We start from the raw sequence: 17,000 nt of genomic DNA on the forward strand, positions 1-17,000 counted from the left end.
GATGCTTAAACATTCCTTGATCGCGGCCGCCGTGGCGGTATTCGCCGCGGGCTGCACGCTCCAGCCGAAGTACGAGCGTCCGCCCGAGCCCGTCACGCAGACGTTTCCGGAAGGCGGCGTGTACGCGCACCAGCCGGATGCGAGTTCGAGCGCGAGCAACGGCCGCACGGCGAACGGCCAGAGCGCGCCGGACATCGGCTGGCGCGATTTCTTCGCCGATGCGCGCCTGCAGAAGATCGTCGAGCTCGCGCTGAAGAACAATCGCGACCTGCGCGTCTCGGTGCTCAACGTCGATGCGGCGCGCGCGCAGTATCAGATCACGCGCGCGGGTCTGTTCCCGACGCTCGATGCGGCCGCGTCGCAGACGAAGCAGCGCACGCCGAAGAATCTGTCGTTCTTCGGTAACACGATCTCGAACGAGTATTCGGTCGGCCTGAATGCGTCGTGGGAAATCGACTTCTTCGGGCGCATCCGCAGCCTGAAGGATCAGGCGCTCGCGCAATATCTGTCGACGGCGGAATCGCGCAAGGCGGCGGAGATCTCGCTGGTGTCGTCGGTGGCGGACCAGTATCTGACGATGCTCGCCTACGACGATCAACTCGTCGTCACGCAGAACACGCTCAAGACGGCGCAGGAGTCGTTCCGCATCACCAAGCTGCAATACGAGAACGGCACCGGCACCGAACTCGATCTGCGTCAGTCCGAAGGCGTGGTCGAGGAAGCGCAGGCGAATCTGCAGACGCAGTCGCGTTTGCGCGCGCAGGCGGAAAACGCGCTCGTGCTGCTCGTCGGGGAGCCGTTGCCTGCGGATTTGCCGGCCGGCATGCCGCTCGATACGCAGAATCTGCTCTCCGACATTCCCGCGGGTCTGCCGTCCGATCTGCTGACGCGCCGTCCCGATATCGCGGCGGCGGAGCAGTCGCTGCTCGCGGCCAACGCGAATATCGGCGCGGCGCGCGCGGCGTTCTTTCCGCGCGTCTCGCTGACGGGCAGCTTCGGCACGCTGTCGCCGACGCTCGGCGGCCTGTTCAAGCCGGGGTCGGCTGCGTGGTCGTTCGCGCCGCAGATCACGGTGCCGATCTTCGAGGGCGGCCAGAACAAGGCCAATCTCGATCTGGCGAACGTGCAGAAGCGCATCGAGATCGCCAATTACGAGAAGGCGATCCAGACCGCGTTCCGCGAAGTCGCGGACGGCCTCGCCGCGCGCGGCACCTTCGACGAGCAGATCAAGGCGCTCGAGCGCTTCGTCAATTCGCAGAGCCGGCGTCTGGAGCTGTCGGACCTGCGCTATCGCAATGGCGTGGACAGCTATCTGTCGGTGCTGACCGCGCAGACGGCGCTTTACGAAGCGCAGCAGCTGCTCATCACGGCGCGGCTGAATCGACTGACGAACCTCGTCGATCTGTATCAGTTCATGGGCGGCGGATGGATCGAGCGTTCCGGCGACGCGCCGCGTCCCGCCGATGCGCCCGTCGACTACGGCTCGCAAGGCGCGCCGCAAGCAGCCTCGGCGCCCGCGGCGAGCTGATTCGCCTAAAACTGTCGCACTCGAAGCCCGGCCGCGCGCCGGGCTTTTTTTCGCGCTTTCGAACTTGTTCCACATCGTTTTGCATCGATGTCTGGGTGATGCAACAGACTTGGCACATTGTTTCAGTTGCCATCAAAGATCCACACATCTGCCTACTCTTTCGTCTTCCTCACTGCGCGCGATAACTATAATCGGCTGCTTGCCGCAGTCGTGACGGCGCGATCCGTTCCATCGATCGTTCGAAAAAGTCGTTGACGAAGCTCGCCGCGAGCGTCGCATACATTCAGTTATCCCAAAAATATGGCCGCATTTCTTCCGAAAGCGGCCAGCCCCATCCAAGGCGCGCGGGCCGCACGAATGCCCCGGTCGCCGCGGTCAGCGACTTTCGCATCGCACGACAGCACATTGCGCGCGGCTCGCGGTCAACGCGAAGACGCGCGCCTTTCATTGTCAGTAACCTCAGAGGTCTCGCGTTCCATGCGTCTCATACGGATTCCATACCGCCTCATCGGTGTCACGACGGCCGCCTTGCTGGCAGCCGGTTGCGGAGAGAAGCATCCCGCGATGGCGCCGCACACGCCGGAAGTCGGCGTTGTCATCGTCGAGCCGGCCGATGTGCCGGTCACGACAGAACTCTCGGGCCGCACGAGCGCCTTTCTCGATGCCCAGGTGCGCGCGCGCGTCGATGGCATCGTGCTGCGCCGCGAATTCACGGAAGGCAGCCTCGTCAAGGCCGGGCAACGCCTTTACAAGATCGATCCGGCGCCGTATATCGCGCAACTGAACAACGCGAAGGCGTCGTTCGCGAAGGCCCATGCGAATCTCGTCTCGACCGCGGCGCAGGCCGAGCGCTACAAGGTGCTCGTCGCGTCGAACGCGGTCAGCAAGCAGGACTACGACAACGCCGTGGCGGCGCAAGGCCAGGCCGAAGCCGATGTCGCGTCGGCCAAAGCCGCGATCGACACCGCGCAGATCAAGCTTGGCTATACCGACGTCACGTCGCCGGTTTCGGGGCAGGCCGGCATTTCCCAGGTCACGCCCGGCGCATACGTGCAGGCGGCGCAGGCGACGCTGATGGTCACCGTCCAGCAGCTCGACCCGATGTACGTCGATCTCACGCAATCGAGTCTCGACGGTCTCAAGCTGCGCCGTCAGATTCAGGAAGGGCGTCTTTCGACCAACGGCCCGAACGCGGCGAAGGTCACGCTGATCCTCGAAGACGGCCGTGAGTATCCGGAGCAGGGCAAGCTGCAATTCAGCGATGTGAGCGTCGATCCGTCGACCGGATCGGTGACGCTGCGCGCGATCTTCATGAACAAGGATCGGGTGCTGCTGCCGGGCATGTTCGTGCGCGCGCGCATCGAGCAAGGCGTGAATCCGAAGGCGCTCGTCGTGCCGGTGCAGGGCATCACGCACGATCAGAAAGGCACCGCGCTCGCGATGGTCGTCGGCAAGGACAACAAGGTCGCGATGCGCCCGCTCGTCACCTCCGGGACGCTCGGCCAGAGCTGGATCGTCGACAGCGGTCTGAACGCGGGCGATCGCGTGATCGTCGAGGGCATCGATCACGTGCGTCCGGGCATGGAAGTGAAGGCCGTGCCCGCGCGTCAGCCCGAAGCGAAAGCCGACGCAACGGCCGCCTCCGGCGCGTAAGGACGGGAGACACGTCCATGGCCAAGTTCTTTATCGATCGCCCGATTTTCGCGTGGGTGATCGCCATCATTCTGATGCTCGCGGGTCTCGCGTCGGTGACGACGCTGCCCGTCGCGCAATATCCGACCATCGCGCCGCCCGCGATCCAGATATCCGCGAACTATCCGGGCGCATCCGCTCAGACCGTCGAAAACACCGTCACGCAGGTGATCGAGCAGCAGATGAGCGGTCTCGACCATCTGCTGTATCTGTCCTCGACCTCCGATGACAGCGGCACCGCCACCGTCACGCTGACGTTCGCGGCCGGCACCAATGCCGACATCGCGCAGGTTCAGGTGCAGAACAAGCTGCAACTGGCCACGCCCAATCTGCCGGCCGTCGTGCAGCAGCTCGGCATCAGCGTGACCAAGTCGAGCAGCAGCTTCCTGCTCGTGCTGGCGTTCGTGTCCGAAGACGGCAGCATGAGCCGCGAAGACCTCGCGAACTACGTGGCGTCGCACGTGCAGGATCCGATCAGCCGGCTGAACGGCGTCGGCACCGTCACGCTCTTCGGCTCGCAGTACGCGATGCGAATCTGGCTCGATCCGAACAAGCTGACCAAATTCAGCCTGACGCCGGTCGACGTGCAGAACGCGCTGACTTCGCAGAACGTGCAGGTCGCGGGCGGCCAGCTCGGCGGCGTGCCCGCGGTGCCGGGTCAGTCGATGCAGGCGACCATCACCGAAGCGACGCTGCTGCGCACACCGGAGCAGTTCGGCAACGTGCTGCTGAAGGTGAATCAGGACGGCTCGCAGGTGCGTATCCGCGACGTGGCGCGCGTCGGTCTCGGCGGCGAGAACTACAACTTCGAGACGCAGTACAACGGCCGTCCGGCTGCCGGATTCGGCATTCAGCTCGCGACCGGCGCGAACGCGCTCGCCACCGCGAATCTGGTGCGCGCGAAAGTCGACGAGCTCGCGAAGTTCTTCCCGCACGGTCTCGTCGTGAAGTATCCGTACGACACCACGCCGTTCGTGAAGCAGTCGATCGCCGACGTCGTCAAGACGCTCATCGAGGCCATCGTGCTGGTGTTCCTCGTGATGTACCTGTTCCTGCAGAACCTGCGCGCGACGCTCATTCCGACCATCGCCGTGCCGGTCGTGCTGCTCGGCACCTTCGCGATCATGGCGGCGGCGGGCTTCTCCATCAACACGCTGTCGATGTTCGGGCTCGTGCTCGCCATCGGCTTGCTGGTGGACGACGCGATCGTGGTCGTCGAAAACGTCGAGCGCGTGATGACCGAAGAGGGACTGTCGCCGAAGGAAGCCACGAAGAAGGCGATGAGTCAGATCACCGGCGCGCTCGTCGGCGTGGCGCTCGTGCTCGCGGCGGTGTTCGTGCCGGTGGCGTTCACGGGCGGCTCGGTCGGCGCGATCTATCGCCAGTTCTCGCTGACGATCGTCTCGGCGATGGGTCTCTCGGTGCTCACCGCGATGGTGCTCACCCCTGCGCTGTGCGCAACGATGCTCAAGCCGCACCCGGAAGGCCACACGGAAAAGACGACCGGCTTCTTCGGCTGGTTCAACCGCACGTTCGCGAAGAGCCAGGCGAAGTATCACGGCGGCGTGGCGCATGTCATCAGGCGTTCGGGGCGCTGGCTCGTCATCTATGTGGTGATCATCGTGGCGGTCGGCATGTTGTTCGCGCGTTTGCCGAAGGCGTTCCTGCCCGATGAAGACCAGGGCACGATGTTCGTGCTGGTGGCGACGCCCGCCGGCTCCACGCAGGAGATGACGCAGCGCGCGCTGGACGATGTCGCGGGCCATCTGCTGAAGAAGGAAAGCGCGCTCGTCGAGTCGGTGTTCACCGTGAACGGTTACAGCTTTGCCGGTCATGGCCAGAACTCGGGTCTCATCTTCGTGCGGCTGAAGGACTTCGCCCAGCGCACGAGCGCCAACGAGAAGGTGCAAGCGCTGGTGGGCCGCACGTACGGCGCGTTCGCGGGCTACAAGAACGCGCTCGTGTTTCCGGTGAATCCGCCGTCGATTCCGGAACTGGGCACGGCGTCGGGCTTCGACTTCGAACTTCAGGATCGCGCCGGTCTCGGCCACGAAAAGCTGATGCAGGCGCGCGCGATGCTCCTCGGCATGGCCGCGAAGGACGAGACGCTCGCGCAGGTCCGGCCGAACGGCCTGAACGACGCGCCGCAGTTCAAGGTGAACATCGACCGTCAGAAGGCGCTGGCGCAGGGCGTCGATCCGTCGAGCATCGACCAGACGTTCTCGATCGCGTGGGCGTCGAAGTACGTGAACAACTTCCTCGATACGGACAGCCGCATCAAGAAGGTGTACATGCAGAGCGATGCGCCGTTCCGCATGTCGCCGGAGAACATCAACAGCTGGTACGTGCGCAACGCGTCGGGCTCGATGGTGCCGTTCTCGTCGTTCGCGACGACCGAATGGAGCTACGGCTCGCCCAAGCTCGAACGCTACAACGGCCTGTCGTCGATCGAAATCCAGGGTGTCGCGAAGCCGGGCAAATCCACCGGCGAGGCGATGGCCGCGATGGAAGCGCTCGCGGCGAAGCTGCCCGCGGGCATCGGCTACGAATGGACGGGGCTGTCGTATCAGCAGATCCAGTCCGGCTCGCAGGCGCCGATTCTTTACGGCATCTCGATCCTCGTCGTGTTCCTGTGTCTCGCGGCGCTGTACGAGAGCTGGTCGATTCCTTTCTCCGTGATCATGGTCGTGCCGCTCGGCGTGGTCGGCGCACTGCTCGCCGTGTCGCTGCGCGGACTGGAGAACGACGTGTTCTTCCAGGTCGGCTTGCTCACGACAGTGGGCTTGTCGGCGAAGAACGCGATTCTGATCGTCGAGTTCGCCCGCGATCTGCAGCTCTCGCAAAAGATGGGGCCGATCGAAGCGGCGCTCGAAGCGGCGCGCCTGCGCCTGCGTCCGATTCTCATGACATCGCTCGCGTTCATTCTCGGCACGATGCCGCTCGCGATCAGCAACGGCGCGGGCTCGGGCAGCCAGCACGCGATCGGCACGGGCGTGATCGGCGGCATGGTGACCGCGACTTTCCTCGCCATTTTCATGGTGCCGATGTTCTTCGTCGTGGTGCGCTCGCGTTTCGGCGGCGACAAGGAGGACACGGATGCCGCGCTCGCGCGTTACGAAGCGCAGCGGCGCGCGCAACAGGGCAACGAAGGACACTGACATGCGTAGACTTTCCTTGATTGCAATGGCCGTCGCCGTACTGGCGACCGGCTGCACGATGGCGCCGAAGTACGAACGCCCCGCCGCGCCGGTGTCGGCGAATTTTCCGGCGCACGGCGTCTACGCGACGCAGCCGGTCGCGACGCCGGACGGCGCACGCAGCGCGAACGGCGTGGCCGCGGCCGATATCGGCTGGCGCGATTTCTTCGTCGATGCGCGTTTGCAGCGGCTCATCGACATCGCGTTGAAGAACAACCGTGACTTGCGCGTCGCGATGCTCAACGTGCAGGCCGCGCAGGCGCAGTATCAGGTCGTCACGACGCTTCTGCTTCCGTCCATCACCGCCGTGGGCGCGCAGTCGAAAACGCGCAAGCCCGACAATCTGTCGTTCTTGAATCAGACCATCTCGAATACCTACACGGTGGGCCTGAATGCGTCGTGGGAGATCGACCTGTTCGGCCGGGTGCAGAGCATGCGGAATCAGGCGCTCGCGAAATATTTCGCGACTGCCTATGCGCGCAAGGCTGCGGAGATTTCGCTCGTCTCGCAAGTGGCGGTGCAGTACCTCCAGGTCTTGCAGACGGACGACCTGCTGAAGGTGACGCATCAGACGCTGGCCAGCGCGAGCGAATCCTACCGGATCGTCAAGCTGCAATTCGACAACGGCGCCGCGTCGGAGCTGGACGTGAGCCAGGCGCAAACGGTGATGGAAGGCGCGGCGGCGAATCTGCAGGCGCAGGAGCGCGCGCGGGCGCAGGCGGTCAATGCGCTCGTGTTGCTGCTCGGCGAGCCGGTGCCCGACGATCTGCCGGGCGGCATGCCGCTCGACGGTCAAGACCTGCTCGCGGACATTCCTGCGGGTCTGCCGTCGGATTTGCTGCTGCGGCGGCCGGACATCATGGAGGCCGAACAGAATCTGCTCGCGGCGAATGCGAACATCGGCGCGGCGCGCGCAGCGTTCTTTCCCAACATTTCGCTGACCGGCATGCTCGGCACACTGAGCCCGACGCTCGGTGGTCTGTTCAAAGCGGGGTCGGCGGGATGGAGCTTTGCGCCGACCATCACCTTGCCGATCTACGGCGATCAGTTCGCGAATCTCGAGTACGCGAATATCCAGAAGAAGATCGAGATCGCCAATTACGAGAAGGCGATTCAATCCGCGTTCAAGGATGTCGCCGATGGTCTCGCCGCGCGCGGCACCTACGATCAGCAGATCGCCGCGCTCGTGCGCGATACGGCCGCGCAGCAACGCCGGCTGGAGTTGTCGACGCTGCGATACAAGCAGGGCGTCGACAGCTATCTCGGCGTGCTGACCGCGCAGCAGGATCTGTATTCGGCGCAGCAGACGCTGATTGCCGCGCGCACGCAGCGGTTGGCGAATCTCGTGACGTTGTATCAGGCGCTGGGAGGCGGGTGGATCGAGCGGACGGGCGATGCGCCGCGGGCGGCGGATGCGGGCTGACGCGCGACCCTCGCTTCGATAAACAAAAAAACGCCGCGGCTCCCGCCGCGGCGCTCAACGCAAGTACAGCCCAAACTCCTCAGTGCGCGTCGCCCGCATGGGCCGCGCCTTCGAACTCATGCGCGGCTTCACGCGCATCGCGTTCGGCATCGCGTTCCTTGCGCACGCCGTTGAACACGATGTTCAACACCACCGCCGACACCGACGCCAGCAGAATCCCGCTGTGAAGGATCGGCTCCAGCGCGTGCGGCAGTTGCGTGAAGAACTTCGGCGCGACGACCGGCACCATGCCCATCCCGACGCTCACCGCGACGATGAACAGGTTGTGCTGATTCTTCGAGAAGTCCACGCGCGACAGCGTCTTGATGCCGTTCGCCGCGACCATGCCGAACATCACGATGCCCGCGCCGCCGAGCACGAACGGCGGCACCGACGCCACCACCTGCGCCATTTTCGGAAAGAGGCCGAGCACGACGAGAATCACGCCGCCTGTCGCGCAGACGAAGCGGCTCTTCACGCCCGTCACGCCGATCAAACCGACGTTCTGCGAAAACGACGTATGCGGGAACGAGTTGAAGATGCCGCCGATCAGCGTGCCGAGACCGTCGACACGCAAGCCGCGCACGAGCGCCTTCTGGTCGACCGGACGCTCGACGAGATCGCCGACCGCGAGGAACATGCCCGTCGATTCGATGAACGTCACGAACATGACGATGACCATCGTCGCGACGGAGAGCGCATCGAAATGCGGCATGCCGAAGTGGAACGGCAGCACGATGCCGACCCACGGCGCGTGCGCGACGCCGTCCATGTCGACGCGGCCGAGCATCGCGGCGATCACGAAGCCGACGACGATCCCGAGCAGCACCGAAATATTCGCGATGAAACCTCGCGCGAACTTGTTGATGAGCAGAATCAGCGACAACACGACGAGCGACAGCAGCAGGAAGACCGGATTGCCGTAGTCGGGATTGCCGATGCCGCCCGCCGCCCAGTTGATGCCCACGCCCATCAGCGAGAGGCCGATCACCGCGATCACCGTGCCGACCACGACCGGCGGGAAGAAGCGCAGGAGCTTGCCGATCATCGGCGCGAGGACGATGCCGATCACGCCCGCCGCGATGGTCGCGCCGAACACGTCGAGAATGCCGAGCGAAGGATTCGTGCCGATCGCGACCATCGGGCCGACGGCGGCGAAGGTGCAGCCCATGATGACGGGCAGGCGAATGCCGAAGATCCACAGGCCGAGCGTCTGGATCAGCGTGGCGACGCCGCACGAGAACAGATCCGCGCTGATGAGAAACGCGACCTGATCTTTCGGCAGGCCCATCGCGGCGCCGAGGATCAGCGGCACCGCCACCGCGCCCGCGTACATCACCAGAACGTGCTGGATGCCGAGCGTCAGCAGTTGACCGGCGGGGAGCCGTTCGTCGCACGGATGCACCGACGGGTTCACCGAACTTAAAGCCATGTCTCTCTCCTATGTCTACTTCCATTTGAATGGCCTCCAAGTTAAGTGCATCGGCAACCATGAACAAGACCACGCGGCGCTATACGTCGCGTTCGCGTGCCGATATGGGTTTCGCGCGCCGCGAGCGGCGCAAACGTGCGAACGGCCCTGTCACAAGGGGTTTGACGCAAATCAAGGGAAATTCGTCGCCTGACGGAAGGCCGCGATCTTCGGACGGTCGTTATGATGTGCATCACGCCCCGCGTATAGTCCATTTTTCACGTTCATCGCGCGATGGCGGGGTTAACCCCCGTTTTACGCGTTTTCCCTAACGCCTTTTCAGACTCGGAATCCCATGCGTTTTTTAGGCATCGATCTCGGCACGGGCTCCCTCAAGCTCGCGATCGTCGATGAAGCCGGACGCGACATCGCGTCGTCGAGTGCGGCGTACGCGGTGACGAGCGCGCAGCCCGGCTGGGCCGAAACCAGCGTCGATGCGTGGTATGGCGCGCTCGTCGACGCAGCATCGCGTTTGCCCGCCAACGAGCGTCAAGCGGTACGCGGCATCGGCTTTTCGGGGCAGATGCACGGCGTCGTTTTGACCGACGCGCATGGCCACGCGCTTCGCCCCGCGATGCTGTGGCCCGACACCCGTGCCCGCGATCTGCTCGACGCGTGGCGCGAGCCGCAGCCGAATCCGGTCGCGCCCGGCATGGCGGGGCCGTTGCTGCGCTGGCTCGCATCGAACGAACCGCGGATCGCGGCGCAAACGCGCTGGGCCTTGCAGCCGAAAGACTGGCTGCGCGCGAAGCTCGGCGGCGCGTTCGTCACCGATGCATCCGATGCGTGCGCGACCGCGCTCGCCGCGCCATCGGGCGAATGGGACGAGGCGCTGATCGACCGGCTCGGCTTGCCGCGCGCGTGGTTCGCGCCGCTCGCGGCATCGCATGAAGTCGGCGGCGCGTTGTCTGCGGCGTCGGCGTCCGCGCTCGGTCTCGAAGCGGGCATTCCGATGGCCGTCGGCGCCGGCGATACGCCGTGCGCTGCGCTCGGCAGCGGCCTTTGCGCCGATGGCGACGCGCTCCTCACCACCGGCACCGGCGGGCAGATCGTCGTCATGTGCGCCGACGCGCCCGCGCCCGTGCACGGCCTGCACACGTATCGCGCGGCCAACGGCGCGTGGTATCGCATGGCGGCGATGCAGAACGTCGGCGTCGCGCTGGAAGCGGTGCGCGGCTGGCTCGGTTACGCATCGTGGCCCGACGCCTACGACGACGCCTTCGCCGCGTCGGCGAGTGCATCGGTGAGTTTTCTGCCGTATCTGAGCGGCGAACGCTCACCATGGATGAACCCGAACGCGCGCGGCGGCTGGCTCGGACTCGGCCTCGAGGACACGCGCGGCACGATGATGCGCGCCGCGTTCGAGGGCGTGGCATTCGCATTGCGTGCGGGACTCGACGCGATTCGCGCCAACGGCACGCCGCTCGATGCGATGCTGCTCGCGGGGGGCGGCTCGGTCGATCTGCGCTGGCGGCAGTTGCTCGCCGATGCATTGCGCGTCGAGCTGCGCGCCGTCGATTGCCCGAACGCGGCGACGCGAGGCGCGGCGCTGCTCGGCGGCATCGCGGCGGGGCAGTGGCGCATCGGCGATATCGCTTCGCTCGCACCGAAGGCGACGCTCGCCGCGACGCCGCGTCCGAATCCGTCGCTCGATCAGCGGCTCGCCCGTTTCATCGATCTGTACCGGCGCACCGAAGACTGGTTCGCGATCGGGCGCGAGTCCGCTTAAACTTGCGTACCTTGGATCCCGACGCCATGCGCGCCGGGGAGTATGAAGCGACGCTTCATATGAGCGGTAACTGAAGCTCGCTTCGTCACGACAACATCGAACTCAGCCATGCCCGCACCGTCACCGTCACATCCCGATTTCCGCTCGCGCGCGTTCCTGCTCGATCACGCGCTGCGCACGATGACCTTCTATCATCCGCACTGCATGGACCCGGCGGGCGGCTTCTACCACTTCTACAAGAACGACGGCACGATCTACGACCGCACGTCGCGTCATCTCGTGTCGAGCACCCGCTTCGTCTTCAACTATGCGATGGCCTACAAGCACTTCGGCCTCGACGAATATCGCGGCGGCGTGGCGCATGGCATCGAATATCTGCGCGAGGTTCATCGCAATCCGCAGACGGGCGGCTATGCGTGGACGTTGAACGGCCGCGACGTCACGGATGCAACGAATCATTGCTATGGCCTCGCGTTCGTCGTGCTCGCGTATGCGAAGGCGGTCGAAGCCGGATTCGACGAAGCGCGCGCGTATCTCGACGAAACCTGGCATCTGATGGAGACGCACTTCTGGGACGCGCAGCACGGCCTTTACAAGGATGAGGCGAGCGCGGACTGGCAAGTGTCCGACTATCGCGGGCAGAACGCGAACATGCATACGTGCGAAGCGCTGCTCGCCGCGTTCGAAGCGACCGGAGAAGCGCGCTATCTCGATCGCGCGGCGCTGCTCGCGGACAACATGGTGAATCGGCAGGCCGCGCTCGCGGGCGGGCTCGTGTGGGAACACTACAAGCCGGACTGGTCGATCGACTGGGACTACAACAAGGGCGATCGCAGCAATATTTTCAGGCCGTGGGGCTTTCAGCCTGGGCATCAGACGGAATGGGCGAAGTTGCTGCTGATCCTGGATCGTCATCGGCCGGAGGCGTGGCACGTCACGCGTGCGCGCGAGCTGTTCGATCGCGCGCTGCAATTGTCGTGGGATCACGAGCACGGCGGCATGGTCTATGGCTTCGACACCGAAGGCAAGTTCTACGACGAAGACAAGTATTTCTGGGTTCAGGCGGAATCGTTCGCGGCGGCCGCGCTGCTCGCGGATCGCGCGCAACGCGATGGCGACGCGGCGCTTGCCGCGCGTTACTGGAACGATTACGACCGCCTGTGGACTTATAGCTGGGAGCATTTCGTCGATCACAAGTGGGGTGCGTGGTATCGCATTCTCACGCGCGACAATCGCCAGTACAGCGACGAGAAAAGCCCGGCGGGCAAGACGGACTATCACACGATGGGCGCATGCTACGAAGTCCTGAATATCGTGCGCTGAAACAATCACAACCTTGGGAGTCAGACGATGAAAACGAAAGCAGCAATCGCATGGGAAGCCGGCAAGCCGTTGACGATCGAAGAAGTCGATCTCGAAGGTCCGCGCGCGGGTGAAGTGCTGATCGAGGTGAAGGCGACGGGCATCTGCCACACCGATTACTACACGCTCTCCGGCGCGGATCCGGAAGGCATTTTCCCCGCGATTCTCGGGCATGAAGGCGCGGGCGTCGTCGTCGATGTCGGGCCGGGCGTCGGCACGTTGCGAAAAGGCGATCACGTCATTCCGCTCTACACACCGGAATGCCGCGAGTGCAAGTTCTGTCTGTCGCGCAAGACCAATCTCTGCCAGAAGATTCGCGCGACGCAAGGCAAAGGCCTCATGCCCGATGCGACTTCGCGCTTCTCGCTCGATGGCAAACCGCTGTTCCATTACATGGGGACGTCGACGTTTTCGAATTACATCGTCGTGCCGGAGATCGCGGTGGCGAAAGTGCGCGAGGACGCGCCGTTCGACAAGATCTGCTACATCGGTTGCGGCGTGACGACGGGCGTCGGCGCGGTCGTGTATTCGGCGAAGGTGGAAGCGGGCGCGAATGTCGTCGTATTCGGGCTGGGCGGCATCGGCCTGAACGTGATACAGGGCGCGAAGATGGTGGGCGCGGACAAGATCATCGGCGTCGATATCAATCCGGGCCGCGTCGAGCTCGCGAAGAAGTTCGGCATGACGCACTTCATCAACCCGAAGGAAGTGGAGAACGTCGTCGATCACATCGTGCAATTGACCGATGGCGGCGCGGATTATTCGTTCGAATGCGTCGGCAATACCACGCTCATGCGTCAGGCGCTCGAATGCACGCACAAGGGCTGGGGCCAGTCGTTCATCATCGGCGTGGCGGCGGCGGGGCAGGAAATCAGCACGCGTCCGTTCCAACTCGTCACGGGCCGCGAATGGAAGGGCTCGGCGTTCGGCGGCGCGCGCGGCCGCACGGATGTGCCGAAGATCGTCGACTGGTACATGGAAGGCAAGATCAACATCGACGATCTGATCACGCATCATCTGAAGCTGGAGCAGATCAACGACGGCTTCGACCTGATGAAGAAGGGCGAGTCGATTCGTTCCGTCGTCATCTATTGAGCTACTGAGCGAGGAAAACGCGATGCTGGAACTCGTGGAAGAACATCGTTGTTTCGATGGCGTGCAGCGCATCTATCGGCATGAATCGCAGACTATCGGCCTGCCGATGCGCTTTTCCGTCTTTTTGCCTGCTGCCGCGTCTTCTTCGAAGGTGCCGGCGTTGTTTTATCTCGCCGGCCTGACTTGCACCGAAGAGACGTTCCCGATCAAGGCGGGCGCGCAACGTTACGCGGCGGAGCACGGCATCGCGCTGATTGCGCCGGATACTTCGCCGCGTGGCGCGGATATTCCGGGCGAGACGGATTCGTGGGATTTCGGCGTCGGCGCGGGGTTTTATGTCGATGCAACGCGCGAGCCTTGGGCGCGGCGTTATCGCATGTACTCGTATGTGACGCAGGAGTTGCGCGAGACAGTTCTCGCGGAGTTGCCGGTGCGAGAGGATCGTATCGGCATCTTCGGGCATTCGATGGGCGGGCACGGGGCGCTCGTGCTCGCGTTGCGCAATCCGGATCTTTATCGGAGTGTGTCGGCGTTTGCGCCTATTGCGGCGCCGTCGCAGTGTCCGTGGGGCGTGAAAGCGTTTTCTGGCTATCTCGGCGATGATCGTTCGGCGTGGGCGCAGTACGATGCGAGCGAGTTGATTCTCGGCGATGCGGCTGCTCGGTTCGAAGGCGGGATTCTCATCGATCAGGGACTGGCGGATCAGTTTCTCGCCGAGCAGTTGCATCCGGATGTCTTGGAGCGCAATGCGCGTGATGCCGGACACAGTTTGATCGTGCGGCGGCATGAAGGCTATGACCACGGGTATTTCTTCATTTCTACCTTCGTCGGGGAGCATGTCGCGCATCATGCGCGGGTTTTGTGTCGGTGAGGTTTTTTGATGTTCCGGTCCGCTGAAGGCGTTGGAGGAGAGCGGACCCCGATCGATACAGGCTTGTCGCGGCCGGACGACAATCCGGGTTGCTTGCCTCGGGAGATATGTTTGCCTGAAAGCAGGCCCGTATCGAATGCGACAGTGTTTGCGCAGGTGTGAAACAAGCTCGCGCGCCGATATGTTCGAGAATGCAGGCTCCGGGTTCGTCAACACAAAATGACCTGGGTTCTCTTCCAATCTGGCTTTTAACTCTGTAAGTTCGTTATCCATATCAATGGCTTAGATAGAGATATGCAGGAACGTTCGTACCTAGTGTCGACGATCGGTAAATCGGTCACGTATAGCGATGAAAACGAAGCCAACATTGCTGACGAAAGGGGGCTAGTCGCTATATGGGCTAATACACTGTTCGCGTTTGTTGGCTTAAAGCTCAACGACCGAGATCGAAACGTAATAACTCCGCGCTTAACGTTCGGTACACCCATAAATGGCAGCGAGTCAATTGCGGGCCACGATTCCCTTTTAATCTCCGATCAAGGCTGAGCCATGCGTAAAGCAGCGATACGCGAGGGCGATCCAACAACCACAGGTGGTTACGTCATCGCAGGTTCATCGACGATCAGCGACGACAGACGGAAAGTCGCTCTTAGCGAGGATCAAGCGACGTGCGGAAGCTGCAACGGAGCGCACAGAATTCATGGCACCGGTCTAGGCATAAAGGAAAAGGGCCTTTGTGCGGTCGTCGAAGGCGACATAGTGCTTTGCCCGTGCGGTAAAAATCGTGTTGCCGTGGGAAGAAATCCAGGCATCTTTCTAAGGAGTGGCGGGGACAAGGGTCACGCGCTAACTACGAGAGCGCCGTCGCCAGCGGATATTGCTCCTTCTGTCTTCGACGAGTTGATTGTGTTGCGGGACGAGGACGGCCAGCCAATTTCGCATCAACGCTTTCGCATCAAGTCAGCGGACGGCGCGACATACGAGGGCATCACGAGCGATGCAGGCGAGACGGTACGCGTTCGCACGAATGCACCCCTACAAATCGAAATCGAACTCTTGGTATAGAGATGACCGGATTGAATGTCCAATTCTTGAGGAATCACCGCGCACAAACTAACGCCAATCAAGCGAGCACGCACGCGGTGACCGTAGAGACGCGCTACCTACGCTTGCCTGGCGACACACACGGCTGGATTGACGTAATCATTGAAGCTACCCGTGACCGGGTTAGCCTCTGCGAATACACGAAGGTTGCTTTGGTGAAGGATGATGGCGAGCGCACCTACTTCCGAATCCAAGATGGATCAATTGCCGTTGGTCAATTGGCAAGCATGAAAAGCAGTGCCGCAAAAGCGCATTTCAAGAAGACGCCGCCAACCGTTGCGACGAACACGGTCTCGGTGAAGTACGGAACTCTTGGTAAAGAAGACTCACCGTTCAAAGGTCGACTCCGGCAGCAATGGGCCACGCTGAATGTCGGAGGCGAGGCCATTACAGTCACGCTCAATAGCGTCTGGAATGAGGGATACACACCGATCGCTTCGGGACGTCACCGGATCATGTCACCAGATCGGTCTCATGCGAACGTAAGTACCGAGGGATATCGAAATAGTTATCCCGGAAGGATCAAAGCGAACGATGTCTGGTTTCCCATCGAACTTGAAGGCGGACGCGGAAACTCATCTCGATACGTGCACATTGGTCACTTGTCAGAGGGTTGCGTGACCGTGCATGACATCGTTCGCTGGAATTTGGTCTATAACTACCTCATTTCGCACCGGCTTCCGGATACAGACGGGAAGTATGTGGCTTTGTTGGATGTTGATAAATGAAGAAGCTGTTAAGTTTGAGTATTTTGATCTTCGCAACGATTGCGCGGGCGGATAGCGATCCGACTGTTGTAACTCATGCAAGCTCCTCATTCAATGACACGGCAGAGCCTCCGCTCGCGTGTGGTGATTTTCTGAAGCAGATGGGACGGGATCGACCGGAAATTGTTTTCGTGGGGTGCCGGTCGATTGAAGGAAACAATGCGAATGATCCTGGTTTTGAAGCGACTTACCACGTCAAAGGTAAACATATCGATGCGACCGATAACTGGATCGGTACTTGGGCGAAATGGGAACGCCTGCGGTTCTCCTGTTGCCAGTGGGATGCGCCGAGGGGCTTTTACCGGGACAATCTGGGATCACACTATGAAGTCAACCTGTTCGCGGAGGCGTACATTAACGGGGGGATCATGGTGAACCAGCGTAAGGACTTTCCAAAGCTACCCTACGCAATCTTGACCATAACACACTACCTGTACCGGCCCTAGCACGTGTAGCAAGCTCTTTGACCGCCCGCGAGAGTTCGTGGAAGAGTGCCTATGCCCTCAGAGAAACCAAGCCCTCGCGCATGATCCTGCCTTGTGTGCATGATTTTTTCTTTGAAAGATCGTCGGAACGCACGCACGGGTATCCAGATGAGTCGGCTATGCTGCTCCGAACTGCGGTCGGAAGCGTCTCGCGGACGAATCCTTTCTTTGCGCAGGACCAGAGTAAGCGCTAAAGCGCTAACTCTGGTCGACGGCAAAGAAAGTGACTGCCGCCCC

At 62.5% G+C, this 17,000-nt stretch carries 12 protein-coding genes; 11 read left to right on the plus strand and 1 reads right to left on the minus strand.

Annotated features, from left to right (window positions below):
• Position 1: 1 nt before the first annotated feature.
• The 4 genes from NCS00_RS03000 to NCS00_RS03015 all read left to right on the plus strand — a co-directional run bounded on the left by NCS00_RS03000 (position 2) and on the right by NCS00_RS03015 (position 7,840).
• Positions 2-1,528 (plus strand): efflux transporter outer membrane subunit, encoded by a 1,527-nt coding sequence (locus tag NCS00_RS03000; protein WP_008351304.1) that lies wholly within the window; start codon positions 2-4, stop codon positions 1,526-1,528.
• 477 nt (positions 1,529-2,005) lie between these two features.
• The gene (locus NCS00_RS03005; protein WP_051996422.1) at positions 2,006-3,181 is read left to right on the plus strand and encodes an efflux RND transporter periplasmic adaptor subunit; all 1,176 of its coding nucleotides are present in this window, start codon (positions 2,006-2,008) and stop codon (positions 3,179-3,181) included.
• A gap of 17 nt (positions 3,182-3,198) precedes the next feature.
• Positions 3,199-6,378 (plus strand): efflux RND transporter permease subunit, encoded by a 3,180-nt coding sequence (locus NCS00_RS03010; RefSeq protein WP_008351301.1) that lies wholly within the window; start codon positions 3,199-3,201, stop codon positions 6,376-6,378.
• A 1-nt stretch (position 6,379) separates the two neighbouring features.
• Positions 6,380-7,840, plus strand: a complete 1,461-nt coding sequence (locus NCS00_RS03015; RefSeq protein WP_034470832.1) for an efflux transporter outer membrane subunit — start codon at positions 6,380-6,382, stop codon at positions 7,838-7,840.
• 79 nt (positions 7,841-7,919) lie between these two features.
• Here the strand turns inward: NCS00_RS03015 and NCS00_RS03020 are convergent, their stop codons facing one another.
• Positions 7,920-9,311 (minus strand): nucleobase:cation symporter-2 family protein, encoded by a 1,392-nt coding sequence (locus NCS00_RS03020; protein WP_034470735.1) that lies wholly within the window; start codon positions 9,309-9,311, stop codon positions 7,920-7,922.
• A gap of 334 nt (positions 9,312-9,645) precedes the next feature.
• On the opposite strand from NCS00_RS03020, the gene NCS00_RS03025 reads away from it, so the two are divergent.
• The 7 genes from NCS00_RS03025 to NCS00_RS03050 all read left to right on the plus strand — a co-directional run bounded on the left by NCS00_RS03025 (position 9,646) and on the right by NCS00_RS03050 (position 16,724).
• Positions 9,646-11,079: a xylulokinase gene (locus tag NCS00_RS03025; RefSeq protein WP_250439021.1), complete on the plus strand. Its 1,434-nt coding sequence runs from the start codon at positions 9,646-9,648 to the stop codon at positions 11,077-11,079.
• Between the two features lie 108 nt (positions 11,080-11,187).
• Complete coding sequence (locus NCS00_RS03030; protein WP_034474373.1) at positions 11,188-12,402, plus strand: AGE family epimerase/isomerase; 1,215 nt, start codon at positions 11,188-11,190, stop codon at positions 12,400-12,402.
• A gap of 27 nt (positions 12,403-12,429) precedes the next feature.
• Positions 12,430-13,536: an S-(hydroxymethyl)glutathione dehydrogenase/class III alcohol dehydrogenase gene (locus NCS00_RS03035; protein WP_008351283.1), complete on the plus strand. Its 1,107-nt coding sequence runs from the start codon at positions 12,430-12,432 to the stop codon at positions 13,534-13,536.
• A 22-nt stretch (positions 13,537-13,558) separates the two neighbouring features.
• On the plus strand, positions 13,559-14,407 hold the full coding sequence (fghA, locus tag NCS00_RS03040) for an S-formylglutathione hydrolase (RefSeq protein ID WP_034474375.1): 849 nt from the start codon (positions 13,559-13,561) through the stop codon (positions 14,405-14,407).
• Between the two features lie 549 nt (positions 14,408-14,956).
• Positions 14,957-15,472, plus strand: coding sequence for a PAAR domain-containing protein (locus NCS00_RS33460; protein ID WP_075583623.1), 516 nt, complete (start codon positions 14,957-14,959; stop codon positions 15,470-15,472).
• 2 nt (positions 15,473-15,474) lie between these two features.
• Positions 15,475-16,239, plus strand: a complete 765-nt coding sequence (locus NCS00_RS03045; RefSeq protein WP_034474377.1) for a hypothetical protein — start codon at positions 15,475-15,477, stop codon at positions 16,237-16,239.
• On the plus strand, positions 16,236-16,724 hold the full coding sequence (locus NCS00_RS03050) for a DUF4952 domain-containing protein (protein WP_034474379.1): 489 nt from the start codon (positions 16,236-16,238) through the stop codon (positions 16,722-16,724). Before NCS00_RS03045 ends, NCS00_RS03050 begins: the two co-directional genes overlap by 4 nt.
• Positions 16,725-17,000 lie beyond the last annotated feature (276 nt).

The organism is Caballeronia sp. AZ1_KS37 (assembly GCF_023631165.1).
Lineage (GTDB): Bacteria > Pseudomonadota > Gammaproteobacteria > Burkholderiales > Burkholderiaceae > Caballeronia > Caballeronia zhejiangensis.